This window comes from Desulfobotulus mexicanus, assembly GCF_006175995.1.
Lineage (GTDB): Bacteria > Desulfobacterota > Desulfobacteria > Desulfobacterales > ASO4-4 > Desulfobotulus > Desulfobotulus mexicanus.
In genome coordinates this window covers 17,817-41,789 of record NZ_VDMB01000011.1, presented here as the reverse complement: position 1 = coordinate 41,789, position 23,973 = coordinate 17,817, and the positions used below count along the sequence as shown (strand labels likewise).

Below are 23,973 nucleotides of genomic sequence, written 5' to 3'. Positions count from 1 at the left end.
TCAGATACCGTTCTGCGGTATACGAAGGAACACAGATGGCAGAACTTACACACCTGGACCCCGAAGGCCGGGTCCGCATGGTTGATGTATCGGATAAAGAATCAACCCTGCGAAGGGCACTGGCCACAGGCTGCATATACATGCAGCCCGAAACCCTGCAGCATATTCTTTCCGGGCAGGGAAAAAAGGGCAATGTCCTTGAAACCGCAAGAATTGCAGGCATCATGGCTGCCAAACGAACTGCCGATATAATTCCCCTCTGCCACCCCCTCATGCTTACGGGCATCCGTGTTGACTTCCAGCCGGACACAAAGAACAGCTGTATTCACCTTGAAGCCGAAGTCCGGACCTTAAGCCCCACAGGCGTTGAAATGGAAGCCCTCACGGCGGTGTCCGCAGCGGCCCTCACCCTTTACGACATGGCCAAAGCCGTGGACAAAAGCATGGAAATATCCAGTATACGCCTTGAAGAAAAAGAGGGCGGCAAATCCGGCACCTTTATCCGGAGATCCCTGTGAAGGCCCCACTGCAGGATGCATGCGCCAGACCCGTTAATTATCTCCGTATTTCCGTGACGGACCGCTGCAACCTTGCCTGCATCTACTGCAACCCCATCAGCCCCAGTCCCAGACTTCGCCATGAAGACATACTCCGTTTTGAAGAAATACTTGTCATTGCCCGTGCAGCCCTTGAAATCGGTATCAGAAAAATTCGTATCACCGGTGGAGAACCTCTTGTCCGCAAAGGTATTTTCCCCTTTTTAAAGAAGCTTGGCAGCCTGCCAGGTCTTGAAAGGCTGGCCATAACCACCAATGGCATCCTGCTCCCCTCCTCCCTTGACCGCTTACAGGATGCCGGTGTTCATCAGATCAACATCAGCCTTGACACCCTTGATCCTGAAACCTTTTTCAGAATAACCGGAAAAGATGCCTTCCATGAAGTATGGACAGGGATAGAAGAGGCTCTGGCAAGAAAAAGCTTTATCATCAAACTAAATGCAGTGGCATTAAGAAATGTAAATGAAAAAGATTTTTCAGCCCTTGCTTCCCTTGCCTTAAATAACAATATATCCGTCCGTTTCATTGAAGAAATGCCCATAGGACATCATCACCACGCAGATCACAGACCTGTCCTGGTACAGGAAATTCAGGATTCTATCGGAGCCTTAGGTTCGCTGACTCCTCTGCCTAGCGATCAGCTGGACGGACCGGCAAGAAAGTTCACTTTTCCGGGTGCCAAGGGAGAAATCGGCTTCATACCGGCCTTGAGCCGTCACTTCTGCCATACATGCAACCGCCTTCGGCTCACGGCTGATGGCCGCCTCAGACCATGTCTGCTTTCGGACATCAGCCATGACATTAAAGGCCCCCTGCGTCACGGAGCAGGCAAAAAAGAAATTCAGAACATATTCATTTCATGCCTGCGCCACAAAGGTGCCGAACACATCTTTCATCCGGACAGTGAAGGTCAGGTGGATACGGCCATGGCAAGGATAGGAGGATAAAAAACTTCAGCGGGAACGTTCAACGCCTTTGCGGGGACAGAGAGCTGCAACGGGACAGCGGCTGCACCATGGAGAAAGGGGGCGGCAGAGAGTCTGGCCAAAGGCCACTAGAATTTCATTGTATGAAATCCAGTACTCAGATGGAAGAATTCTGCGCAGTACCATCTCCGTCTGCTCCGGTGTTTTTGTTGAAACATAAGCAAGGCGGTTTGAAATGCGATGCACATGGGTATCCACACAGATACCCGGAAGACCGAAACCTTCAATCAGCACAAGATTAGCGGTTTTACGACCCACCCCCGGAAGTGCCAGAAGTTCTTCCATGGTCCGGGGCACTTTTCCGGCATACTGACGGATCAGAATTGAACATATTTCCACAAGCCGCATGGCCTTGGTGGGATAAAAACCCACTGGAAAAATAAGCTCCCGAATACGCTCTTCCCCCAGAGACAAGACAGCCTCCGGCGTATCCGCTTCATGAAGAAGCCGAAGAGCTGCGGCTTCCGTAACCTCATCCTTTGTTCTCAAGCTAAGCAGGGTGGCCACAAGAACAGCAAAGGGAGTTGCACCCGTTGCCGCCATGAGGCTTATCACCGGAGCATTCCATTCCTTATATGCCTTTGATAGAATCTCCATGAAACGATGAATACAAAAAGCTTTCTCAGCCATACCTTGCCTGCTTTCATTCTGCCGGATTGCCTAAAACCATCCCGTCTTTCCCGCCAGCCAGAACATGCCCATACCCGCCAACAGGGTCAGCCCCAGAGACCTGGTCCACAGAGCCACCAGCAGCGTAGGAAAAGCAACGGCCAGCTCTGGTTGTGTGAAGCTGAGCACCCTTGGCTCCCCTGCAGTGATAAGATAAGGAACCAGAAGGGCTGCAAGGATGGATACGGGAATCAGATCCAGCCATTCTTCCAGCAAGGGTGGCATTTTTTTCCGACTCAGAAAAAAAAGGGGAATCCATCTGGGGATAAAACTCACCAGCCCCATCCCCATAACCAGAATCATGTATTCAGAACTCATCTTTACCCTTCACCCATTCCCCCTGCATCCGGGCCATTCGTTTAAGCAAAAGCCCCACACTTGCCCCCGCAACGGCACCCACGACAATAAAGGCATTCCCCGGAATCCAGAGGGCTGCAATTGTACCAGCCACCGCTGCAGCAAGACCTGAAATTATATAAATCAGGCCATTCAACTGAAAAACCAGAAGACAGATGAACATGGCAATCATGGCATAATCAATGCCAAAGGCCGACGGTGCAATGAACCGCCCGAAAATCCCCCCCAGTACCGTACTGCCCACCCATGCGGCATAGGCCAGAAAGCTGGCCACAATGGCTGCACCCAGAGGCCAGTCACCTGACTTCAGACGGCTGGTATTCACCGCAAAGGTTTCATCCACTATAAAACAGGCCAGAAGACTAAGCCGCCTCCGGGACTGCCCCCTGTACCAGACGGCAAGGGATGAGGACATGAGCAGATGCCGCAGATTAACCATAAAGGTGGTCATCATAACAGCAAGCACTGACGCTCCAGCATCAATCATGGATACGGCTATGAACTGGCCTGATCCTGCAAAAACAAGGGAAGACATAAAAAAAATATGCATTCCGGAAAGACCAGCCTTTTCCGCCAGTACACCAAAAGCAAGCCCCAGTGGAAAATATCCCACACATATGGGCCATATGGCCTTTGCACCCCTAACCCAGATTCCCTTCTCTATGGAATCCCTCATATTTTTCCCCAGGTTTAAAATAAAAAAATCTTCCTCGTTTCCCGGTTCTTTTATCTTCCCGGGCAGACAGGCAAGCATCTGTATCACAACGCAAATCCAGCGTTTCTGAATACCGGGATAAAATCTGCTGAGCATCCCATTATGCCCTTCAGGGCTGATCCAGAACATTTTTTTTCTTTTTATATTTATCACGGATACACCGGATTTTCTTTGCTGGCAGAGGTGATAGCATCTCCTCAAGCCAGCCATCCAGACGGCCTACCACAGGATCATCCGGCTCCGGCAACGGCGGCAACCCCTGCTCCAGTCTCAGTTTTTCAAGGGTGCAGCGACCCCTTTTTTCATCCGGAAACATATTCATATCACCTTTAAAAAACTATTATGAATCATTACAAAATGATCAGCTCATGGAAAAAAAGAAGCTTCCTCCTCAATGCTTCCTGTTTCCCTGAAATGGTACACCATGGCATGTTCAGGAACCATCAGTAACTGCTCCCGAGCCACAGCTTCTATATATTTCCAGTCATTCTGAAGACGGTGCACCCTGCGCAGAAGATCCGCCCGTTCTGCTTCCAGTACTCTTTTATCTTCTTTAATACCAGCATGCTGGCTCATAAGCTGCCTGTAGTCAAAATAGCCGTCGGTCCCCAACAGGGCATAGGCTCCAAACACACAAATAAAAAGCCAGAGACCATAGAATATCATCAATTTCATTTTTTCCGCCTCCGGAGCCAGTTAAGGGCCATGCCCAGCTCAGGACTTTTCATCAATAAAGCCAGCCCGCCGTAGATTCCTACTCCCAGAGCAATGCCCGCCAGCACACGCACTCCCATCCCAAGGCTACCCTCTGTAAGTCGGGATGCCAGAAAAAAATCCGCCCCGTAAACACATACGCCCATGATGAGGGCACTGGAAAGGGAAAGCAGGGCACTTTTTAAAATATTTAATGAAAAAAGACCCGGTATTTTTCTGTTAAGAACCCAGGCCAGAAGTACAAAGTTCACCATGGAACCAAGGCTTGTGGCAAGGGCAAGCCCTCCATAGGACATGGGATGCATAAGTATCAGGGAAAACACAACAGCCGAGCCTAAGGAAATGCTGCCCATGATCACCGGTGTTCTTGTATCCTCCATGGCATAAAATACAGAGACCACAATACGAACACAGGCAAAGGCCCACAATCCTGCGCTATAATACACAAGTGCCGTTGCCGTACCTGCCACACTCACCGCATCAAAGGCCCCCCGCTGAAAAAGCAGAGCCACAAGGGGATGGGCCAGGGCAATCAGACCTGCCATGGCAGGAAGATTGATAAAAAGCATCCAGCGCAGAGCTTCCCCAAAGGTATCCCCCAGATCACCCATGCGACCGCTGCTCACCTGTCTGGAAAGTGTAGGCAGGACCGCTGTAGCTGCGGAAATACCGAATATTGCCAGAGGAAACTGCACCAGGCGATCGGCATAATACAGATAGGAAACACTGCCCGCCTCCAGAAAAGAAGCCAGAATGGTACCGATAACAATGCTCAGCTGATACACAGCGGCACCAAAAATCGTGGGAAGCATGAGACGCCCCACTCGACGGACCCCCGGATGCAGCCAGGGCGTCTTTCCCCTGAACCGGAAGCCCTTTTTCCACAGCACGGGAAGCTGCATGAAAAGCTGAAAAACTCCTCCCCCCAGCACACCGATGGCTAATGCCGTTACCGCAGGGTCCATATGGGCGGCAAGCAGCCACACACTTAAAATCATGGAGAGGCTCAAAACAACGGGGGAAAGGGCCGGCACCGCAAAGTGCCCCAGACTGTTAAGCATGCCCATGGCCAAAGCCACAAGACATATAAAAAACACATAGGGAAAGGTAATGCGTGTCAGAAAAACCGTCAGCCCCATTTTTTCAGGTGTATCGGCAAAGCCCGGAGCAATAACCTGAACAATAAAGGGAGCCGTCAGTACCCCCAGCACTGTAATGAACAAAAGCAGAAGGGCCAGAATTCTGAGTGCCGATCTTGCAAAGGCAAAAGCCCCGGCACGCCCCTCCTTTTCCATGACCGAATTGAAAACTGGAACAAAGGCCATGGACAGGGAACCCTCGGCCAGCAGCCGACGCATGAGATTGGGAATGCGGAATGCTACAAAAAAGGCATCTGCAGCCGTTGATGCACCGAAAAATGCGGCTATCACCATATCCCGGACAAAGCCCAGTATGCGACTGAAAAGGGTTGCAACACCCACCACGCCCACAGCCCTTGCCACCTGCCGGTTTTCCGATCTTCTCATACTTTTTCCTGTTCCCCCTGCCTGTGCAAGCCCCTGCTTTCTTCTCCGCTTTTGGTCTGCACAATAATCAGATTTCAGCCTTATGCAAACCCAAAAAAAAAGGACAAGATTTCCATCACCTGATTTTTTTTTTAAAGAACAGAGCTTTTCATCCCTAATGAGGGAAAAAAGAATTGACACTTTTCCAAATTCAGTTTAATTTTTGTTTTTTAGATAATGTAAAACCTTGTGGTTTTTGATCACCTTAAATAATCTTAAAAAATGTAAAAAGGAGTATCGCGTTGGCAAACCATAAATCTGCAAAAAAACGGGCCAAACAGAATGAAGTCCGCAGAATGAGAAACCGCAGCATAAAAAGCCAGATAAAAACAGCAATCACCCGCCTCCGTTCCATTGTGGAAAAAGAGCCCGAAGCAGCTGGCAAGGCTCTCCAGGAAACCACAGCGGTTATTGATAAAGCAGCCAAAAAAGGTGTTCTCCACCGGAATACCGCCAGCCGCAAAGTATCCCGTCTGGCCCAGATGATAAACAAAGTATCCGCCTGAAAAAAGCATCCGGCCCAGGCCGGTCATGTATTTAAAAAGGGAATCTCCCCCCGGTATTCGGGTGGAACTTCCCTTTTTTTTATATTCATCAGCGGGAAAAAAGAGCAAAACTTAAAAATCATCACCCAGGCGGTTCACAAGCTGTTCTGCCATACGCAGGGAAAGGGCTTCCAATGCCTCCCGCCGCCTGCTTTCCGTTGCAGCATTGTCTGCACCAACGGCATACACCTCATCCTCCCGCAATTCCCTCTGCCAGATAACACGTCCCTCACCATCCTTGAGCACAAAAAAAGCCGTCATATAAAGACGTCTTTCTATATCAGTATCCGCAACGGTCCGGGAAAGGGTGGCTTGAGTAATGGAACGCACCTCACTTTCCAGAAAGGCATCCGCCCCAAGGGGATCATCCACAGCCATTCCCTGGGGACTGCGGGTAATCACATAAACGAGATCATCGGTCATGCGGGTAGCAAGGCCTGCCTCGCCCACACGGTCCGTAACCTGCAAAACAAAAATACGCTGCACATTACCGGCAAAGGTTCCAGAGCCTGAAAAGCCATAACCGCAGGCCCCGAGAGCAAGGCATGAAAACAAGAATACAGGCAAAGATCTTAAAAATAGCATTTGTTTCATCCACTGGCTCCGACTCTGGCTTCCGTTAAAATCTGGAGCAGGGCAGGCTTGAAGGCCTGCCCCTTACATCTCCCGGCAAATTATCCCACAACAATATTCACAAGCTTACCCTTCACCACAATGACCTTTTTCACTTCCTTGCCTTCCATAAAGCGCACAGCACCTTCGGTGGCAAGGGCCGCCGCCTTAATGCTTTCTTCATCGGCATCCGCAGGAAGGGTAACACGATCCCTGAGCTTACCATTCACCTGTACCACCACAAGAATACTGTCTTCCTGAAGGGCATCTTCACGCCACTGGGGCCAGGCCTTCTCCGGCAAAGCCCCTTCACCGCCAAGGGAAGTCCAGATTTCCTGAGTAAAATGGGGCACCACAGGGGAGAGCATAAGACAGATGGATTCAATCAGATGACGGGCCACGCCTGCATTCTGAATATCCTCCCCCTTTTCTCCTGCGGCAAAGACGGCATTTACAAGCTCCATGACGGCACTGATGGCCGTGTTGAAGTGAAAGCGGTCCACATCTTCAGCAACCTTTTTAATGGTCTGATGGGTTTTTCTGAACACATCCCTGTCCCCTTCGGACAGAGCGGCAAGCTCGCCATTATAGGCAAGGACATTCCGGGCTGCGTCCTGATAGCGCAGAGCCAGCCGCCATACACGGTTGAGAAAGCGGAAAGATCCCTCCACGCCCGTGTCACTCCATTCCAGATCCCTTTCCGGCGGTGCTGCAAAAAGACAGAACAGCCTTGTGGTATCCGCCCCGTAACGGTCCAGAAGAATGGTCGGATCCACCACATTACGCTTGGACTTGCTCATTTTTTCCACACGGCCAATGGCCACAGGATTGCCGCACTTTGTACAGGTGGGCGTATCCTTTGAAAAATCAACTTCCTCGGGATAAAGGAAACCATGCTCTTTACAGGTGGTGGTTTCCTTGCACACCATGCCCTGGGTGAGAAGATTGGTGAAAGGCTCCTTGAAATCCACCAGACCTTCAGCTTCCAGCACACGGGTAAAATACCTTGAGTACAAGAGATGCATCACCGCATGTTCCACACCTCCGATGTACTGATCCACAGGCATCCAGTAGGCAACGGCCTCCCTGTCAAAAATTGCAGCTTCTTCCTTAGGGCTGCAATACCTCAAAAAATACCAGCTGGACTCCACAAAGGTATCCATGGTGTCCGTATCTCTGCGGGCATTTTCCCCGCATTTAGGACAGATGACCTCATAAAAAGAAGCCAGACTTCCCAGAGGAGACCCACCGTTTTCAAGCAGACCTGCATCCTCGGGAAGGCGTACGGGAAGATCCTTTTCCGGTACGGATACAATACCGCAGGTATCACAATGGATCATGGGTATGGGCGTACCCCAGTAACGCTGCCTTGAAATTCCCCAGTCCCGCAGGCGGAAACGCTCGGCCTTTTCTCCTGCATTTTTGGCCTGCAGCCAGTCTGCAATGGCTGTCTGGGCTACAACATTATCCATACCGCTGAATTCTTCAGAGTTCACAAGGGTGCCAGGCCCGGTCCATGCCTCCTGCATGGTGGCCTCATCCAGCTTTTCACCTGCAGGCTGCACCACCACAGGACGTGGAAGACAATAGCGGGCCGCAAAATCAAAATCCCTTTGATCATGGGCCGGCACCCCCATCACAGCCCCTGTGCCATATTCCATGAGAACAAAGTTTCCAGCATAGATGGGCACACGCCCTCCGCTCACAGGGTTGATGGCATAAGCGCCAGTAAAAACCCCTTCCTTTTCCGCCGTTTCTATGGCTTTGGCCGTACGCTCCTGCCGGGCCATCTTAGCAAGAAAAACTTCCACTTCCGAGGTCTGGGAGCTGCCTTTGGCAAGACCGGTCACCAGAGGGTGTTCCGGAGCCAGACAGACAAAACTAGCACCACATATGGTATCCGGCCTTGTGGTAAAAACATCAATGCCCTCTTCCCTGCCTTCAATACCGAAACGAATACGGGCTCCTGTGGATTTACCTATCCAGTTTTTCTGCATGGTGGTGACCTTTTCAGGCCAACCGGGAAGTTTATCACAATAGTCCAGCAGATCCTGAGCATAATCCGTAATGCGGAAATACCACTGCCAGAGTTTTTTCTGGCGGACTTCCCTGCCGCATCGCCAGCAGGCACCATCCTCCACCTGTTCATTGGCAAGCACCGTCTGGCAGGGATCACAGAAATTGACAAAGGATTCTTTTCTGTAAACCATCCCCTTTTCAAACATACGGATAAAAAGCCACTGCTCCCAACGGTAATATTCCGGCGTACAGGTTGCCAGTTCCCGGTCCCAATCATAACTGAAACCCAGACGCTTGAGCTGTTTTCTCATGGAATCAATATTTTCATAGGTCCAGGCCGCAGGATGGGTATTGTTCTGTATGGCGGCATTTTCCGCAGGCATGCCAAAGGCATCCCAACCCATGGGGTGCAGAACATTAAAACCACGCATGCGCTTATAACGGGCCACCACATCCCCGATGGTATAATTACGGACATGACCCATATGGATTTTTCCAGAAGGGTAGGGAAACATTTCAAGGAGATAATATTTGGGTTTTTCCCGGTCTTCATGAACCTGAAAGACCCCGTCACTGTCCCAGCTTTTCTGCCATTTATTTTCAATTTCAAGGGGATTATAACTATCTGGCAACATGCACTATCTCCTCTGATTCAATATGATTGGGCGGCATGACCGCTTTGAAGGATCTGACAAACGATCTGACTCTTTTATAAAGCTTACGGATCTTGAACAACAGTTTTTGTGAATGCCACAACGGAATGAAAATGGCAAGAAAGTCCATGAAAAAGCACTTGCACCAGAGAGATGGAATATAAAAAAAGATTGACGCATAAAAAACAATTGCATAAAAGCAGAGAAAAGTGTTCTGATCCAGCCTGTAAATCCATTTACAATGGATACACCCGCCGATTTTTCCATTCTCTGACAAGATTGAGCCTGATGCTATGGAATGTGCAGGGATTCTTAAAAAATTATCCGGATGCAGGTCAAATCCTACCCCCCTGAATCCGAATTTCTCTGCCATCCATCTGAAACCCGGGAAATCTCGCCAGAATATCCATAAGGCTCTCGGCGCACTTTTCAAACCACAACCTCAGTAGAAAGGTTTTTGTTTCTCCCGGCAAGTTATCTGCGGGACGAACCACCATCAAACTTATGAGCACAAAAATTCTGATCAATGCCGTCGATGCCGAAGAGTGTCGCATTGCCACCATCATCGACAACAGACTCGAAGATTTTGTCCTTGAAACGGCAGCCCGTGAAATCACACAGGGAAATATTTACAAAGCCACCGTCAGCCACGTAGAACCCAGTCTTCAGGCTGCGTTTATTGATTATGGGGCTGAGCGCAACGGCTTTCTGCAGTTTCAGGAAATCCACACCGACTACTTCCAGGAGTGCCCCTCCGGTAAACACCACATCAAAAATCTGATAAAAAAAGGTCAGGAAATTATTGTTCAGGTTACCAAAGATCCTGTGATGAAAAAAGGAGCCATGCTCACAACCTTTCTCTCCCTTCCCGGACGCCACCTCGTTCTCATGCCCGGCTCCACCAACAAGGGTATCTCCCGGAAAATAGAGGAAGAAGAAGAAAGAAAACGCCTCAAAGATCTTCTGGACAAACTCACACTGCCCGAAGGTTTTGGCGCCATCATCCGCACAGCCGGAAAAAGCTGCACCAAGGCCATGCTGACCAAAGATCTCAATTACCTTTTGCGTCTGTGGAAAAACATCAACCAGAAGGCCATGGAAGCGGAAACGCCTGCGCCTTTATACCGGGAACAGAACCTTGCCATGCGCGCCATCCGGGATTCCCTGACCCCTGAGGTCAGTGAGGTTCTCATTGATAATGCCGAAGCCTACAAAGAAATAAAAAAATTTGTTGAACTCATCGCCCCCAAACAAAGCAGCTGCATCAAGCATTACAAGGGTGAAAAACCCATTTTCACAAAATACCAGCTGGAAGAACAGATCAATACCATATTCGAGTCCAGGGTTCCCCTTAAGTCCGGAGGCTCCATAATTATAGATCAGACCGAAGCCCTGGTCTCCATTGACGTAAACTCCGGCAAAGCCACCCAGAAGGGCTCCATAGAGGAAACAGCCTTCCAGAGCAACCTTGAGGCAGCCGAGGAAGTGGCAAGACAGCTCCGAATCCGGGACATGGGCGGACTTCTGGTCATTGATTTCATAGACATGCGGGACGCCAAACACCGGGCAGCGGTGGAAAAAAAGCTCAAAGAAGAACTGAAAAAAGACAAAGCCAGAACCAAGGTGGGTAAAATTTCCCAGTTCGGCCTTATGGAAATGAGCCGTCAGCGCCTGCGCCCGGCCATAAGCTTTGGCAGCCTTGTCCCCTGCCCCCACTGCTCTGGCCGTGGCCTTACCTTTTCAACGGAAAGTCTGGTTCTGACCTTTTTACGCAAACTCAGACTTGAAACCTTAAAGCCGGACATCAAAACCGTACGTGCCCTGCTGCCACCGGAAGTAGCACTCTATGTATTAAACCGCAAACGCTCTGAACTGCTTGAAATTGAACAAAAAAGATGCTTAAGCATCCAGATTGAGGCAGATGCGGGAATGATTCCCGGAAAATCGGAAATTCTCTGCCAGCCGTAATAAACAGCATCTCAGGCTGGACTTTTAACCCGGCTCCTGTTTATGATAAGGGATATTTAAAAGCGCAGAAAAGACCCTGAACTCTGACATCTCCTAAATAGGTAAGGAAAACCAGATGTTCCGTAACCGATTCCCCGCATTATCCCAGCGCATGCGTCTTTCCCTGCTCATGCTTTTTATGACCCTGACCCTTATCGTGGTTTATGTGGCAACACGCCAGCCTGCGGTACTTGAAGAACCAGAGACAGATGAAAGCATAAGCATGAGGGAAACCATAGATACTGGAAAGGTCATCGACTTTTCAGATCTGGATGAAGGCAACAGGTATACCATAAGCCAGCGGAAGGAAAGATACGGTATCCATGACAGCATGGATATGATGGTTACATCGGAAGAAAGCATCCGTGTTGGTGATGAAACCCTTGATATGCGGGAATATGAGGAAAAAGATGCCATAAGCAGAGGAGAAATCATCACCCGCCCCCTGGATGGCGGTGAAGAAAAAAGCCCTGTACAGGATTATGGTATCCATGTGGTCCGGCCCGGCGACAATATCTGGAAAATCCATTTCCGGCTTCTGGAAGAATCTCTGGCATCAAGGGGCATAACCCTCCCCCCTGAAGCGGACAGACCCGATGCCCAAGGTTACAGTACCGGCGTGGGCAGAGTATTGAAATTTTCTGAACGCATGGTCCGGGTATACAATATGAAAGAAAAACAGTTTGCTGAAAACATTCACATCATTCAGCCCTTTGAAAAAATCATCGTTTATAATATGCAGGAAATCAGCGGACTTCTTAATTCCCTGAACGAGGAGAATGTGAACCGTATCCGTTTTGACGGGGAACACCTCTGGATCATGGCACCCTGAAAACACACAGGCCAGCACTTTAAGATAAAAGCCCGGAATGATTTGACGCAGCCCTTGATTTCTTTTATATGCTTTTTGTTGATCCGTTTGCTGTAAGGGTGCATACTGTTTCCAAAACCATCTTAACGGTGCAGGGAAACCATCCACGCAGCTAAATATTTTTATATGAAAAATAACGCTTTATGCTAAGGAGGAAGCCTTGATCGGAGTTGCTTACGCCATGGGAGATGCCGGAGCGCAGGGTGGAGGAGGAGGCGGTTTTATCCAGCTTGTTCCCCTGATCCTGATGTTTGTCATTTTTTATTTTCTTCTCATCCGGCCCCAGCAGAAAAAAGCCAAAGAGCACCGGGAACTGATCGGTAATCTTAAAAAAGGAGACCGCGTCATCACATCCGGAGGTATCTATGGTACGGTCACCTCTCTGGATGACAATACCCTGACCATTGAAATTGCTGACAAAGTCCGCGTGAAAATGGTTCGAGCCAATGTTGCCGGTCTTTCCGGAAAAAGCGGCGGAGAAAAAGAATAAATTTCCTTCCGCCATCCCCATCAAAAACCTGACAGAAATCCAATGGTGGCACCACATGGAAAAGTGTTGGTGCCACCCTGATTTTTCCTGCCACTGGAAAGGATTTGGGCCTTGAAAATACGTTCCTGGAGATTCTATGCCGTCTGCGTGGCACTGATCCTGGCCATCATCTACATACTGCCGACCTTCAATCCCGGCCTGTGGCCAAATAAAACCATCAATCTAGGACTGGACCTGCAGGGTGGTATGCACCTTGTACTGGATGTGGAAGTTGAAAAAGCCCTGGAAAGCACCATGGAACGCCGGACCTATGAGCTGCGGGATCAGATGCGCAGGGAGCGGATACGATATACTTCCGTACGCAGACTCCCCGATGGCAATATTGGTGTCCGCCTTGCAGATGCATCCGATGCAGATATCTTTTCCGCTTTTCATCAAAAAGAATTCCCGGATATGGATGTCCGCAGACATACCGTGGACGAAGGTCTGGAGTTCCGTTTTTCAATTCCAATCGAAGAAAAAAACCATATCACAAAAATGGCGACGGAACAGGCTCTGGAAACCATCCGTAACCGCATTGACGAATTCGGTGTCAATGAACCGGATATACGGATTCAGGGAGAAAGAAGAATCATCATCCAGCTTCCCGGTATAGAAGAACCGGAACGGGCCAAACAACTCATAGGTAAAACCGCCCTTCTGGAATTTAAAATTGTCGAAGATTCCCATGATGTACAGGATGCCCTCACAGGGTCCATGCCGCCGGGAACTGAAATTCTCTATGAAATCAGGAGAGATGCTTCAGGACAGGAAACGGGTCGTGTACCCTACCTTGTAAGCAGAAGGGCCGTTCTTACCGGCGCTTCCCTGACGGATGCCAGGGTACAGGTGGACTCCCAGTTTAATGAACCCTATGTTTCCATCAGTTTTGACAGACAGGGTGCCCGTCAGTTTGAGCGTATTACCGGAGAAAACATCCACAAACGCATGGCCATTGTTCTGGACAACAATATCTATTCCGCACCCGTGATTCAGGATCGCATATCCGGCGGAAATGCCCGCATTACAGGCAACTTCACCATGGAAGGTGCCAGGGATCTGGCCATTGTCCTCAGGGCCGGTGCCCTGCCTGCTCCCGTTAAAATCATTGAAGAACGTACGGTAGGACCCACCTTAGGTGCTGAATCCATACGAAAAGGGCTCATATCCATGCTGGTGGGCGGTGGTTTTGTCCTGCTCTTCATGGCTGTATATTACAAAGGAGCCGGTCTCGTAGCCAACTGCGCCCTGGTGCTGAACATCCTTTTCATAGGAGCCGCCCTTGCGGCCTTCGGTGCCACCCTGACCCTGCCGGGTATTGCGGGCATGGTGCTCACCCTTGGCATGGCCGTGGATGCCAATGTACTGATCTTTGAGCGCATACGGGAAGAACTGCGTTTGGGAAGATCACCCATCGCTGCCATTCATGCGGGTTTTGACAGGGCCACCCTCACAATTCTGGACGCCAATGTCACCACCCTCATTGCCGCACTGGTTCTTTTCCAGTTCGGATCAGGGCCGGTAAAGGGCTTTGCCGTCACCCTCTGCCTCGGGGTGCTTTCCAGTATGTTCACAGCCCTTGTTATGGTGCGCCTTGTATTTGACATAATTTATGATGGTCAGAATAAAAAGGTGGCCCAACTCAGCATCTAGCGCCTGGCGGAAAGTCTTAAAGATTTTAAGATCCGGAACAGGAACATGCCTCCTGCGCTGGAAAAAAAGACTTTCCGTTTAATTTACCCAAGACAGGAGACGGCATTTCCATGCAGATCATCAAACCCGGAACCAATATCGATTTTATTGGCAAACGGAAAGCGGCCATGATTCTTTCCGCAGCCATGATCCTTTTCAGCATATTTTCCCTTATATTACACAAAGGCCCCAGATACGGCGTGGACTTTGCCGGTGGTACACAGATACTTGTTTCCTTTCAGGAAGCCGTGGATATGGGCCAGGTACACAGCACGCTGGATCAGATGGGACTTGGCAATGCAACGGTTCAGGAATCCAGAGAAGGCAGGAGCTATCTTCTCCAGATCCGTACCATCCAGACCTTTGATGCCGATTCCGGCATACTCATGGAGCTGCCCCGAAGACTCCATGAAACAACGGGACTGGGTGCAGAAATCCTGAGTATTGATATGGTCGGTCCCCAGATCAGCAAAGACCTCAGGTCCCAGGCACTGTATGCCCTTTTTTACGCCCTTCTTTTCATCACGGTATATATATCCGGGCGCTTTGAAATGAAGTGGATGCTCAGTGCGGCAGTGGCAGGTGTTTTTGTTTCCGTTGTCTATCTTTTTCCCCAGATCATGGAAAATCTATTCAGAATATCCCTGCCCATTCCCCTTCTGATTCTCACGGCCCTCATCCTCAGCTTCCTTGTATTCTGGAAGCTGGGACTGGCCTATGCTCTGGGAGCCGGTATTGCCCTGCTGCATGATGTCATCATCACCATAGGTCTTTTTTCCGTTCTGGATATTGAGTTCAACCTGCCCATTATCGCAGCCATTCTGACCATCATGGGCTACTCCCTCAACGATACCATCATCATCTTTGACAGAGTCCGGGAGAACCTTGCTTCCAGAGGAAAAAAAACCTTTGCTGCCATTTTAAACCAGAGCATCAATGAAACCCTGAGCCGTACCATCATCACCTCAGGTACAACACTCCTTGTGCTGATAACCCTCTTTATTCTTGGTGGAGGCATCATCCACGACTTTTCCAGAGCACTGCTGGTAGGGGTGGTTGTGGGTACCTACTCATCCATCTTTGTTGCCTGCCCCATCCTCTTGTTTCTGCACAAAAAACAGGGGATCTGATGATCCTTGCATAAAAGTCGTCGGGAATTTCCCCGGCGACTCCATTTTCAGGAGGTTTTCCATGCGTACCCGGCCAGAGTCCATAAGTTTCAGAACGCTGTGTACACTGATTCTGCCTGCAGCATTTCTCTGTGCCTGTGCCTCCACCAGACAACCGGATGCAACACAGACACGCATCAGCACCATGGAACAGCAGATCTCCCGCAATGAAGAAGTGATATCGGATCTTTCCCAGAGACTTTCTGTTATGCAGTTCATGGTGGACAGCCATGAAAGGATGCTGAGAAATCCTTCCGGCCCTTCTGCTGCTACAACTCCTGCGAGCTCTGCAATACAGCAGCCGGAAAAAACTAAAACAGGAGCATCTTCTCCGGCTCCTGCGTCTCATGTGTCATCTCCTGCTGAACAGATACAGGATCCTAACCGGCTTTACGAAAAAGCCTTTGCCACCATGCAGAACCGTGAATATGAAAAAGCTGCTGATCTTTTCCAGCAGCTTGCCACCCGCTTTCCGGATCACAGCCTTGCAGACAATGCCCTTTACTGGCTTGCGGAATGCCATTATGCCCGCAGGGATTACAGGCAAGCCATAACTGCCTTTGAAGAAGTTCCCAAACGCTATCCTCAGGGCGGTAAAGTTCCCGATGCCATGCTGAAAAATGCTTTTTCAAGGATTCAGATCGGAGACAAAGAAAATGCCCGTGAAATTCTCCGCCAGCTGATACGGGAGTACCCCTTTACCGATGCCGCTGCCAAGGCTGAAACCCGGCTGAAAAATCTTTTCTGATGAGAAATCAAGTACTGCCAGAGACAAACCATGGAATGTCATCCCTTCTTCCATGGCTGAAACTTCAGGCCACACCCGGCATCGGTGCCCTGCGCTTTGCCCGTCTCATGGAAAAATTCAAACATCCGGCAAAGGTGCTGAATACATCCGAAGAAACCCTTTCCGCCGTATCCGGCATTTCTTCCCGCATGGCTGCAGCCATAAAAAATACAGCCCGGATGTCCGATGAACCCTTTCTCCGGGAAATCCGCATGGCGGAAGAAACGGGAGTCCGAATACTGGGTCTTGGCATGGAGGGTTATCCGGAGCTGCTCTCAAAAATCCCTGATCCACCGCCTGTTCTTTATATCCGCGGACAGCTTCCGGCAGATGCCGTGGCTGTAGCCATCGTAGGTTCGCGGAATGCGACTCGCTACGGACGGGATCATGCCTTTAAAATTGCCTCGGAGCTGGCAGCATCGGGGATTGTTGTTGTAAGCGGACTTGCAAGGGGCATTGATGCGGCAGCCCATGAAGGTGCGCTGGCCTCAGGTGGTATCACCATTGCCGTTCTGGGCTCAGGACTCAATCAGATCTATCCCAGAGAACATCAGAGGCTGGCCCAAAGCATTGCATCCTCCGGGGCCGTAATATCCTCCTTTACCATGAACACTCTTCCCGATGCACCAAATTTTCCTGCGCGCAACCGTATCATCTCAGGGCTTTGCCTTGGTACCGCCGTCATGGAGGCAGCAGACCGGAGCGGCTCCCTCATCACTGCCCGACTGGCAGGGGAACAGGGCCGGGAGGTTTTTGCCCTTCCCGGCAATGTCCGCTCCATGAAAAGCGCCGGCACCCACAGACTCCTGCGGGAAGGAGCCTGTCTTATTGAAAATGCAAGGGATATTATGGATGAGCTGGGTATTAAAAAGGTCCATATTCCCGCCAGGGCCTGTGAAAAAAAAGAAAATCTTCTTGCAATGGATCAATCAGGCGTGCTTAAAGTGTTGGAAGCCGATCCCATTCACATCGATGAACTGGCACAGAGAACCGGGATGGCAGCAGGGCCCCTTTCCGCCCTTCTTTTTACCCTAGAACTCCAGGGGAAAATTCTGCAGTATCCTGGAAAATATTTCGCAAAATCATGAAGGATGCACCGTGAGTAAACCTCTTGTCATTGTCGAATCACCCACAAAAGTCAGAACCCTTAAAAAATATATCGGAGATACCTTCAATGTCACAGCCACTTCAGGCCATATCCGGGATCTGCCTCCAAAAGAAATAGGTATTGACATTGAAAACGGCTTTACGCCTCAGTACCAGAACATCAAGGGAAAACAGAACATCATTAAATCCCTGAAGGCGGCCGCAGAAAACGCCAGTGACATCTATCTGGCCCCTGACCCGGACCGTGAAGGGGAAGCCATTGCCTTTCATACGGCAGATATCCTGAAAAAAAAGGGACGGCGTTTTCATCGGGTTCTCTTCCATGAGCTGACGAAAAACGGCATTGAAGAAGCATTAAAAAATACCAGTGAACTGAATGTAAGCCGCTATGATGCCCAGCAGGCCCGCCGTATTCTGGATCGGCTTGTGGGATATCAGATATCACCTCTCTTATGGAAAAAAGTCCAGGGCGGACTTTCCGCAGGCCGGGTCCAGTCCGTTGCCGTACGCATCATCTGCGACCGTGAACGCCAGATTCAGATCTTTGAACCCAAAGAATACTGGAGTATCACAGCAGGCCTTGAGAGCACGGGAAATCCCCCGCCCTTTGAGGCGAAACTAAGCCGTAAAAACGATGAAAAACACACCATACCAGATGAATCAGCATCGCAAGCCATATTAAAGGATCTGGAAAAGGCCACCTTTACCGTGGAAAAGGTGGTGAAAAAAACCACAAAACGCAATCCACTGCCTCCCTTCACCACATCAAAGCTTCAGCAGGAAGCCATCCGTAAACTGCGCTTTTCTGCCCAAAAAACCATGATTGTGGCCCAGCAGCTTTATGAAGGTCTGGATCTCGGCCCCGGCGAACCCGTGGGCCTTATCACCTACATGCGTACGGACTCCACCCGCATAGCCAATGAAGCCGCCCATGAGGCCTTGGATTATGTCCGTTCTACCCTGGGAGAAAAATTTGCAGCCAAAGGACCAAGGGCCTTTGAAAACCGGAAAAAGGTGCAGGATGCCCATGAAGCCATCCGACCCACCTCCGTTGCTCACACCCCTGAAAGTATACGCCGTTTTCTGGATAAGGATCAGTTTACCCTCTATGAGCTGATCTGGAAACGCTTTGTGGCCTCACAGATGAGTGAAGCCCTTATCAACCAGGTCAGTGTCAGCATTGGTGCAGACATCTACACTTTTTCCGTATCCGGCTCCACCATAGCCTTTCCCGGCTTTATGCAATTATACACAGCGTCTGAGGAAGCAGGGGAAAAGGAAGAAAAAAAACAGAACCTCCCGGACCTCAAGGAGGGGGAAAAACTTGACTGCAGGTCACTGATCCCCAAGCAGCATTTCACCCAGCCGCCGCCCCGCTTTTCAGAAGCTTCCCTTGTGAAGGAACTGGAAGAAAACGGAATCGGCCGCCCCAGTACCTATGCCACCATCCTTTCCACCATCCGCAACAAAGGCTATGTGGAAATGGTAAACCGCTACTTTAAACCCAGTGAACTGGGCTTTATCGTCAACGATCTGCTGGTGGAGAATTTCCCGGAAGTTCTGGATGTGGATTTCACAGCAAAACTGGAAAATGACCTCGACCGCATCGAAGGTGCAGAAGTGGCAACACTTCAACTGCTGCAGGACTTTTACATCCCCTTCAGCGAAAAACTGGAAGCTGCCAAAAACGGCATGCAGAGCATAAAGGGTGTTGGGATTCCCACGGATATGGAATGTCCTGAATGCAAAAAGGGCAAGCTCCATGTCAAGGTAGGAAAAAACGGTCCTTTCATTGCCTGCAGTGCCTATCCTGACTGTCATTTTTCCAGAAATTATGAGCGCAATGATAAGGGCGAAATCCAGCTGGTTGAATTTGAGGCGGATATAGCCGAAGGACAGGTCTGTGACAAATGCCAGCGCCCCATGGTGGTGAAACAGGGCCGTTTCGGAACCTTTCTGGCCTGCAGCGGCTACCCCGAATGTAAGAATACCAGCAGCATCAATGCAGGCCAGCCCCAGGGCGGCGGAGAAGGAACCGGAGTTTCATGCCCCGAAGATGGCTGCGGTGGTGAGCTGGTGGAAAGAAAATCCCGAAGGGGCAAAGTCTTCTACGGATGCAAAAAATATCCTGACTGCACCTTTGCCATATGGGATAAACCAGTAGCCGAAAAATGCCCGGACTGCGGTCACCCTTATCTTGTGGAAAAAACCACCAAGAAACAGGGAACCCATCTGCGATGCCCCGCTGAAGGCTGCAGCTTCACCCGCAGTCTGGACGAGGCCCAATAAAATAGCTTCTAACCAGACAAAAAGGCCTGCAGGCATAAGCTGCGGGCCTTTTTACAAAAGCTTTTTTTATCTTCAACCCCTGATTTACTCGCCGTAAAGCCCCATCATGGATACCTTATTATAACCGGCAGGAATTTCAAAAACACTTGCGGGGATTGACTTTTTTTCAATGGAGAGAATAAGGTTCGTGGCAATGGCTTCTCCGTCTTCAAACTCAATGCTTCGAACTGGAAAACCCCTTTTCTCCATTTCCTTCCAGTCCTTTTCTTCGTCTTTAGACATTTTATCCAAGGCTTCAAAATCTTTTTTTGTCACACCAAGGGTGGCAAGGGGGACCGTACAGATTTCCTCAACTTTTTCTCCATTACGCATCCCGTGATATATGGTGCAATTCCATTTCCCCACCTTGTCCTGTCCTTTTTTAACATATTTCAAAGGAGTATCATCTTCCCCGTCAAGCCCCATGAATTCACGGTACTGTGCCTTTTCCTCTTCACTCATATTTTTAAGCTGTTCTTCCATCATGGACCGGGCAGAAGCTTCATATTCCATGGCCTGCTCTTCCATACGCCGCATTTCAGCCATGGACATTTCAGCATAAACTTTTTTATCCGGACGTATAATCCACATAACATCCTTATCCATACGTCCTATACTGGCAAAGCCTATGCCTTCCACCTTGTTTTCAGAACGAACCTTATCCTTTGAAAGATAAGTAACAAATCTCTGCTTTTCCCCTGATTCATGGTCTTCATACACATGGGTCATGGTCAGATCCGCAAAAACAATGGAAGTGATCCCCATAAAGATCAACATTAAAAAGATTTTTTTCATAGGATTCTCCTTTGGGTAATATGCATGAAATAAAAAAACGCTGTTTCGCAACAAGGCCAGACAAATTAAAAGCAGAATGAGTATTCTGCCTGTTCTTACGTCAGTTTATGAAAAAATTCAAAATATTTTATGGGGATTTAAAATCCCTGCGGGATCAAAGGCTTTTTTAAGACGCAGCATCAATGCCTTTTCCTCAGGACCGATCTCCATATCAAAATAAGCCTGCTTGGAAAGCCCTACACCATGTTCTCCGGAAAGGGTCCCTCCCAAGGCCAGGGTAAAGCGGAACAGCTCCTCCACCGCCCAGTGGGCACGGCGCAGGGCCGATGCATCCTTTTTATCCAGCATGATATTAAAATGAATATTCCCGTCTCCGGCATGTCCGAAACTGACCATCATCAGCCGGGTTTTTTCTTTTAGCTCCCGGATTTTTTCCACAACATCGGGTATTTTGGAACGGGGCACCACAATGTCTTCATTGATCTTATGGGGACCATAGCGAAAAAGGGCAGGAGAAATGGCCTTTCTCGCTGCCCACAGGCGTGCAGCCTCGTCTTCGGAAGCCGCCACCTTCACCTCTCTGGCCCCCATAGACTGACAGAGCAGAGCCACATCCTCTGCCATGGCAATGGCTTCCGCCTTTCTCCCATCCACCTCTATAATCAGCATGGCCCCTGCATCCACGGGCAGCTCTCCGGGCATACGGGTTTCGGCACAGACTATGGCCGCCTGATCCATATATTCAATGGTTCTGGGTATCAGACCCCGACGGATAATTTCAGAGACGGTTTCTGCCGCTCGGGCCATCTCGTCAAAAACCACAGTAAGGGTTTTAACGGACTCCGGCAGTGGAAGCAGCTTAAGGTTCATGGAGGTAATAACGGCAAGGGTGCCTTCGGAACCAACAATCAGTCGGGTGAGATCATAGCCCACAACCCCCTTGGCAGTCTGCACGCCGGTACGGATAAGCTCCCCTGTGGGCAGCACCGCCTCAAGGCCCAGCACATAGTCACGGGTTACACCATACTTAACTGCCCTGGGACCTCCGGCGCATTCTGCGAGATTCCCGCCTAAGGTACAAAATGCTGAACTGGCTGGATCGGGAGGATAAAAAAGACCCTTTGCCTCCACAGCCCTGTGAAAATCTCCTGTGATCACCCCCGGCTCTGCCCTGGCCACAAGATTATCCATATCGACAGATAAGATACGGTTCATACCGGACATAACAAGCACCACACCGCCATCTACAGGCACAGACCCGCCCGTTGTGCCGGAACCGCCACCCCTTGGTGTTACGGGAATGCCATGGCGGGTTGCCACAGCCATCAGAGCTGCAATCTGCTCAGCATTTTCTGCCCGCACCACAGCATCGGGCAGCACTTTGCGGGAGCTGGTATCATAACTGTAGAGAAAGCGATCCGCTTCGGAATCAAAAAAAGCTTTTTCACCCACAGCCCTGCGAAGACTTTCCCGCACCTGCCGCCCCAGTTTCCTTTCACCCACAAAAGACTCCTTCCCGATTAATCATAACAAAAAAAACGGAACACTACCTTCTATATAAGGTATCATTCCGTTTATCTACCTGCTTTATGAAAAAAAACTAAACCCTACAAATCCCCGGATTCAATTTTTTTCTGCAGAACCTCGCACTGCCTTCCCACAGCTGTTTTTTCCCGAATTCCCTTTTCAACGGCATTGATGGCATGGATGGCAGTGGCATGATAACGGTTAAAGCTGCGGCCTATGGCCTGTATGGACTGATCCGTATACTTGCGGGAAAGGTAAATACCCATCTGACGGCTACGAACAAAATTCTGTTTACGGGATTTGGATACAATATCTTCGGGAGAAACACCGAACTCTTTGCATACCATAAGTTTGATACCCTCAACGGTTATCTGGCGCTTGCGGCAGACAATATTTTTTACAACACTCTCTGCCAGCTCAATGTCCATGGGCGTTCCCAGAAGGGAGTGTTTTGCTGTGACACCTATCAGTCCGGATTCCAGCTGACGGACATTGTCTTCCAGCTCCCCTGCCAGAAACTCCATAACCCGCATGGGCATGTCCACAGAATTCTCACGGCACCTTGACTTTAAAATCCGAAGCCTTGTCTGAAAATCCGGCTTTTCAATGGGGGATACAAGGCCCGATGAAAGCCTTGAGCGGAGCTGATCATTGAGCTTGGGAATATCTGCAGGAAGGGCAGCTCCTGAAAAAATAATTTTTTTATCCGCCTCAAAAAGATAATCCAGGGTCATGGCCAGTTCCTGCTGGGTTCTGTCCTTACCCGTAAGAAAATGAACATCCTCCATCAGAAGAACATCACACTGAGTTCTGTACTTTTCCTTGAAGGTATCCATACCACCTGAACGAAGGGCCCCCACCATCTCATTGGTAAAATCCTCGGCAGTCACATAATAGATGCGTTCTCCCGGTGATTTATGCAGAATATGATGCCCCACAGCCTGGGAAAGATGGCTTTTACCCATGCCCGTATGGGAAGAAAGAAAAAGTGTTTTAAGGGAGCCGCCTTTTTTGGCCGCCAGGGAGAGGGCCGCCGAATAGGCAAAATCACTGTTCTGGCCCACCACAAAACGGTCAAAGGTGTAATCCTTCCTGAGCATCCGTCCACTGAGCAGGCGGGTAGCTACCTGGGGCAGCTCCATCTGTCTTTCCCTAGCAAACACCGAAGGTTTCGGCGTTCTGGTACGGGCAACTGGCGTTACAGTGGATTGTTTTTCTGAAACAGCAAAACGGATATCAAGGGGATGACCCGTCTGCTTTTCTATTTCACTGCGGATAAGGCTGCCGTAGTGTTCCTGTATCCGTTTCTGGGAAAAGGCATTGGCGCAGGTCAGCTCCACCTGGTTGTCCTGACAGCCACCAAGGCCGATGGGCTCTATCCACATGCGGTAACTGTGTGCCGGCACATGGTTTTTAATACCTGATTTGATCGTATCCCAGAGATTCGCATCCATAAAAAGCTATTCCTGCTTTCCCGTTTTTTAAACTTAAAATATATATTTTTTTGAACAAAGATTTCCTTATCCGTCACTGGTATTTTTTCAGCGACAGAGTCACAAACACAGGAAATTCAAAAAAGCCTGAATGTAAAATATGAAAACAACAGCCGACAGCCTCAAAAAACCTTAATTCGAAAATTTTGGACTGTGGTCCTTGAAAAGTCAGACTGTAGATAAAGCACCTGCCCTTTTCCGTCAAACCCGGCTCAGGAGTACTGCAGGCTTTTTGGGCGGATCAGAGACTAAAATACAAGGCCTTTAATTTAAAGG

At 49.6% G+C, this 23,973-nt stretch carries 22 protein-coding genes; 11 read left to right on the top strand and 11 right to left on the bottom strand.

The features are described from left to right. Positions 1-35: 35 nt before the first annotated feature. On the top strand, positions 36-518 hold the full coding sequence (moaC, locus tag FIM25_RS09755; protein ID WP_139448719.1) for a cyclic pyranopterin monophosphate synthase MoaC: 483 nt from the start codon (positions 36-38) through the stop codon (positions 516-518). Continuing rightward, positions 515-1,504 carry a GTP 3',8-cyclase MoaA gene (moaA, locus tag FIM25_RS09750; protein WP_246052126.1) on the top strand — a complete coding sequence of 330 codons (990 nt, stop codon included), beginning with the start codon at positions 515-517 and terminating at the stop codon, positions 1,502-1,504. Before moaC ends, moaA begins: the two co-directional genes overlap by 4 nt. Positions 1,505-1,510: 6 nt before the next feature. On the opposite strand, the gene FIM25_RS09745 is transcribed toward moaA, so the two are convergent. The 6 genes from FIM25_RS09745 to murJ are packed head-to-tail and all read right to left on the bottom strand — an operon-like array spanning position 1,511 to position 5,524. Next, the gene (locus tag FIM25_RS09745; protein ID WP_139448717.1) at positions 1,511-2,173 is read right to left on the bottom strand and encodes an endonuclease III domain-containing protein; all 663 of its coding nucleotides are present in this window, start codon (positions 2,171-2,173) and stop codon (positions 1,511-1,513) included. 30 nt (positions 2,174-2,203) lie between these two features. Continuing rightward, positions 2,204-2,530 (bottom strand): AzlD domain-containing protein, encoded by a 327-nt coding sequence (locus FIM25_RS09740; RefSeq protein ID WP_139448715.1) that lies wholly within the window; start codon positions 2,528-2,530, stop codon positions 2,204-2,206. After that, positions 2,520-3,413, bottom strand: coding sequence for an AzlC family ABC transporter permease (locus FIM25_RS09735; protein WP_218961372.1), 894 nt, complete (start codon positions 3,411-3,413; stop codon positions 2,520-2,522). Before FIM25_RS09735 ends, FIM25_RS09740 begins: the two co-directional genes overlap by 11 nt. Further along, positions 3,394-3,600, bottom strand: coding sequence for a hypothetical protein (locus tag FIM25_RS09730; protein ID WP_139448713.1), 207 nt, complete (start codon positions 3,598-3,600; stop codon positions 3,394-3,396). Before FIM25_RS09730 ends, FIM25_RS09735 begins: the two co-directional genes overlap by 20 nt. A 50-nt stretch (positions 3,601-3,650) precedes the next feature. Next, a complete protein-coding gene (locus tag FIM25_RS09725; RefSeq protein ID WP_139448711.1) occupies positions 3,651-3,959 on the bottom strand; it encodes an FtsB family cell division protein in 309 nt (102 codons plus the stop codon). After that, positions 3,956-5,524 (bottom strand): murein biosynthesis integral membrane protein MurJ, encoded by a 1,569-nt coding sequence (murJ, locus tag FIM25_RS09720; RefSeq protein ID WP_139448709.1) that lies wholly within the window; start codon positions 5,522-5,524, stop codon positions 3,956-3,958. Before murJ ends, FIM25_RS09725 begins: the two co-directional genes overlap by 4 nt. A 281-nt stretch (positions 5,525-5,805) precedes the next feature. Between murJ and rpsT the strand changes: the two genes are divergently transcribed. Next, a complete protein-coding gene (rpsT, locus tag FIM25_RS09715; RefSeq protein WP_139448707.1) occupies positions 5,806-6,069 on the top strand; it encodes a 30S ribosomal protein S20 in 264 nt (87 codons plus the stop codon). A gap of 111 nt (positions 6,070-6,180) precedes the next feature. Here the strand turns inward: rpsT and lptE are convergent, their stop codons facing one another. Both lptE and leuS read right to left on the bottom strand, forming a co-directional pair. Next, a complete protein-coding gene (gene lptE / locus FIM25_RS09710) occupies positions 6,181-6,702 on the bottom strand; it encodes an LPS assembly lipoprotein LptE (RefSeq protein ID WP_139448705.1) in 522 nt (173 codons plus the stop codon). Positions 6,703-6,782: 80 nt separating this feature from the next. Then, complete coding sequence (gene leuS, locus FIM25_RS09705; protein WP_139448854.1) at positions 6,783-9,371, bottom strand: leucine--tRNA ligase; 2,589 nt, start codon at positions 9,369-9,371, stop codon at positions 6,783-6,785. Between the two features lie 525 nt (positions 9,372-9,896). Between leuS and FIM25_RS09700 the strand changes: the two genes are divergently transcribed. From FIM25_RS09700 to topA, 8 genes are all read left to right on the top strand, one after another. Beyond that, entirely contained in the window at positions 9,897-11,360 is a 1,464-nt protein-coding gene (locus FIM25_RS09700; RefSeq protein ID WP_139448703.1) for an Rne/Rng family ribonuclease, read from the top strand. Between the two features lie 115 nt (positions 11,361-11,475). After that, the gene (locus FIM25_RS09695; RefSeq protein ID WP_139448701.1) at positions 11,476-12,231 is read left to right on the top strand and encodes a hypothetical protein; all 756 of its coding nucleotides are present in this window, start codon (positions 11,476-11,478) and stop codon (positions 12,229-12,231) included. A gap of 199 nt (positions 12,232-12,430) precedes the next feature. Next, complete coding sequence (yajC, locus tag FIM25_RS09690) at positions 12,431-12,760, top strand: preprotein translocase subunit YajC (protein WP_139448699.1); 330 nt, start codon at positions 12,431-12,433, stop codon at positions 12,758-12,760. A gap of 111 nt (positions 12,761-12,871) precedes the next feature. Further along, entirely contained in the window at positions 12,872-14,452 is a 1,581-nt protein-coding gene (gene secD, locus FIM25_RS09685; RefSeq protein ID WP_139448697.1) for a protein translocase subunit SecD, read from the top strand. A gap of 110 nt (positions 14,453-14,562) precedes the next feature. Beyond that, on the top strand, positions 14,563-15,621 hold the full coding sequence (secF, locus tag FIM25_RS09680; RefSeq protein ID WP_139448695.1) for a protein translocase subunit SecF: 1,059 nt from the start codon (positions 14,563-14,565) through the stop codon (positions 15,619-15,621). A 61-nt stretch (positions 15,622-15,682) separates the two neighbouring features. Further along, entirely contained in the window at positions 15,683-16,408 is a 726-nt protein-coding gene (gene ybgF, locus FIM25_RS09675; protein ID WP_139448693.1) for a tol-pal system protein YbgF, read from the top strand. Positions 16,409-16,443: 35 nt separating this feature from the next. Beyond that, positions 16,444-17,535, top strand: coding sequence for a DNA-processing protein DprA (dprA, locus tag FIM25_RS09670; protein WP_139448852.1), 1,092 nt, complete (start codon positions 16,444-16,446; stop codon positions 17,533-17,535). A gap of 10 nt (positions 17,536-17,545) precedes the next feature. Beyond that, complete coding sequence (gene topA, locus FIM25_RS09665; protein WP_139448691.1) at positions 17,546-19,843, top strand: type I DNA topoisomerase; 2,298 nt, start codon at positions 17,546-17,548, stop codon at positions 19,841-19,843. 84 nt (positions 19,844-19,927) lie between these two features. Here the strand turns inward: topA and FIM25_RS09660 are convergent, their stop codons facing one another. From FIM25_RS09660 to dnaA, 3 genes are all read right to left on the bottom strand, one after another. Then, positions 19,928-20,677: a DUF4412 domain-containing protein gene (locus tag FIM25_RS09660; protein ID WP_139448689.1), complete on the bottom strand. Its 750-nt coding sequence runs from the start codon at positions 20,675-20,677 to the stop codon at positions 19,928-19,930. A gap of 117 nt (positions 20,678-20,794) precedes the next feature. Then, the gene (locus FIM25_RS09655) at positions 20,795-22,180 is read right to left on the bottom strand and encodes an FAD-binding oxidoreductase (RefSeq protein WP_246052121.1); all 1,386 of its coding nucleotides are present in this window, start codon (positions 22,178-22,180) and stop codon (positions 20,795-20,797) included. Between the two features lie 104 nt (positions 22,181-22,284). Continuing rightward, complete coding sequence (gene dnaA, locus FIM25_RS09650; protein WP_139448687.1) at positions 22,285-23,658, bottom strand: chromosomal replication initiator protein DnaA; 1,374 nt, start codon at positions 23,656-23,658, stop codon at positions 22,285-22,287. Positions 23,659-23,973 lie beyond the last annotated feature (315 nt).

Bases quoted from the DNA above. Each gene is read 5' to 3' on its own strand.
- moaC (WP_139448719.1), top strand. From the start codon at position 36: ATGGCAGAACTTACACACCTGGACCCCGAAGGCCGGGTCCGCATGGTT.
- FIM25_RS09745 (WP_139448717.1), bottom strand. From the start codon at position 2,173: ATGGCTGAGAAAGCTTTTTGTATTCATCGTTTCATGGAGATTCTATCA.
- FIM25_RS09740 (WP_139448715.1), bottom strand. From the start codon at position 2,530: ATGAGTTCTGAATACATGATTCTGGTTATGGGGATGGGGCTGGTGAGT.
- FIM25_RS09735 (WP_218961372.1), bottom strand. From the start codon at position 3,413: ATGTTCTGGATCAGCCCTGAAGGGCATAATGGGATGCTCAGCAGATTT.
- FIM25_RS09730 (WP_139448713.1), bottom strand. From the start codon at position 3,600: ATGTTTCCGGATGAAAAAAGGGGTCGCTGCACCCTTGAAAAACTGAGA.
- FIM25_RS09725 (WP_139448711.1), bottom strand. From the start codon at position 3,959: ATGAAATTGATGATATTCTATGGTCTCTGGCTTTTTATTTGTGTGTTT.
- murJ (WP_139448709.1), bottom strand. From the start codon at position 5,524: ATGAGAAGATCGGAAAACCGGCAGGTGGCAAGGGCTGTGGGCGTGGTG.
- lptE (WP_139448705.1), bottom strand. From the start codon at position 6,702: ATGAAACAAATGCTATTTTTAAGATCTTTGCCTGTATTCTTGTTTTCA.
- FIM25_RS09700 (WP_139448703.1), top strand. From the start codon at position 9,897: ATGAGCACAAAAATTCTGATCAATGCCGTCGATGCCGAAGAGTGTCGC.
- FIM25_RS09695 (WP_139448701.1), top strand. From the start codon at position 11,476: ATGTTCCGTAACCGATTCCCCGCATTATCCCAGCGCATGCGTCTTTCC.
- secF (WP_139448695.1), top strand. From the start codon at position 14,563: ATGCAGATCATCAAACCCGGAACCAATATCGATTTTATTGGCAAACGG.
- ybgF (WP_139448693.1), top strand. From the start codon at position 15,683: ATGCGTACCCGGCCAGAGTCCATAAGTTTCAGAACGCTGTGTACACTG.
- dprA (WP_139448852.1), top strand. From the start codon at position 16,444: ATGTCATCCCTTCTTCCATGGCTGAAACTTCAGGCCACACCCGGCATC.
- FIM25_RS09660 (WP_139448689.1), bottom strand. From the start codon at position 20,677: ATGAAAAAAATCTTTTTAATGTTGATCTTTATGGGGATCACTTCCATT.
- dnaA (WP_139448687.1), bottom strand. From the start codon at position 23,658: ATGGATGCGAATCTCTGGGATACGATCAAATCAGGTATTAAAAACCAT.